Below are 1,453 nucleotides of genomic sequence, written 5' to 3' on the forward strand. Positions count from 1 at the left end.
CCCTCAGCGGGCTGCTCGCCGGCTTCGCCGGCGCGATGACCGCCGCCTATCTGGAGTCCGGCGTCACCGTGATCGGCGTCGGCACCGAACTCGACGCGATCGCCGCGGTAGTCATCGGCGGCACCCTGCTGACCGGCGGAGTAGGCACCATCCTCGGCACGCTCTTCGGTGTATTGCTACGCAACGTCATTCAAGACATCATCAACGAAATCGGCACCCTCGACAGCAATTACCAATCCGTCGTCAGCGGAGCATTCCTCCTCGTAGTGGTCGTGTTGCAACGGTTACTCGGATACGCGCGCCGAGAGTAAAGGCGCGGGTTCAGCCCGAGAGGGAACCGGTGGCGGACGCTTCTCGGACGATGCCGCCGTCAGCACCACATGATCGTGTGACCAGCTCTGATGGGGCGCTTCGTGGTCCGGTGGGTGATGCTGTCGTTCGGGTCAGGGGAGTACGCGGTAGGTCAGGTGCGTGACCGAACTCGTCGCGCGCGACTCCAAACTGCTGGGCACAGCTGCACTATTCCCAACCGTCGGTGAGCCACCACCTGGCCCGCCTGGAAGCGGCTACCGGCGCCAAACTCGTTCAGCGGATCGGTCGCGGAATCCGACTGACGCCGGAAGGGCAGTTGCTGGCCAACCGAGCCGCCGAGATCCTGGGCCGGGTCGACGCCGCGACCAGCGAGCTGGCCGCCCAGGTCGGCCTGCAGACCGGGCGGGTTCGACTGGCCGCCAACGCATCCACACTGAGCACGCTCGTGCCGAAGGCGGCCGCCACTTTGGCCCAGGCGCACCCGGGACTCCAACTGAGCCTGTTCGACCGTCACCCCGTCGAAGCGCTGGAAATGTTGCGGCACGGCGAGATCGACCTCGCCCTCGTCTTCCGGCATGCCGAAGCCCCAGCCGAGGAGGAGGGACTTCGCCTCGAACACCTCGGCGACGACCCGATCTACCTCATCAGCCGGCAACCCGACGACAGCCTCGCCAACCACCGCCACTCCGCCTGGATCGGCGGTTGCCACCGATGCCAGGACGAACTGAACGCCCTGTGCCTGCACGAGAACTTCACCCCCTGCATCGCCTCATACAGCGACGACATGGTCGTCGTGCAATCCCTCGTCGCCGCGGGCGCAGGCGTCGCCACCCTGCCCGGCCTCGCCCTCCGAGCCCATCGCCGACCCGACATCCACGCCACCGAACTCCCCGGCCGCCACCGCCACATCTACGCCGCCACCTACGGCGACCCCCCCGACCCGCCCGCCGTCACCGCCGTACTAGCCGCACTCACCGAAACCACCACGCTCCCAACCCCGATCCCAACGCCGCCGGCGTAACCGTGATCGGTGATCGGCACCGAAGTGGACGCGATCGCCGCAGTGGTGATCGGGGGTACCTTGCTGACCGCCGGGTAGGCACGGTCTTCGGTGTGTTGTTGCCGCCGGCTGGACGAGGCG

Annotated in this window: 2 protein-coding genes; both read left to right on the top strand. The window is 67.4% G+C overall.

Annotated features, from left to right (window positions below):
- Positions 1-311: ABC transporter permease subunit (locus ON39_RS34015; protein WP_040740377.1), on the top strand; the 311-nt coding region annotated here is incomplete at its 5' end.
- A 203-nt stretch (positions 312-514) separates the two neighbouring features.
- Positions 515-1,333, top strand: a complete 819-nt coding sequence (locus tag ON39_RS34020; RefSeq protein ID WP_083894854.1) for a LysR family transcriptional regulator — start codon at positions 515-517, stop codon at positions 1,331-1,333.
- Positions 1,334-1,453 lie beyond the last annotated feature (120 nt).

The organism is Nocardia tenerifensis NBRC 101015, assembly GCF_000308715.1.
Classification (GTDB): domain Bacteria; phylum Actinomycetota; class Actinomycetes; order Mycobacteriales; family Mycobacteriaceae; genus Nocardia; species Nocardia tenerifensis.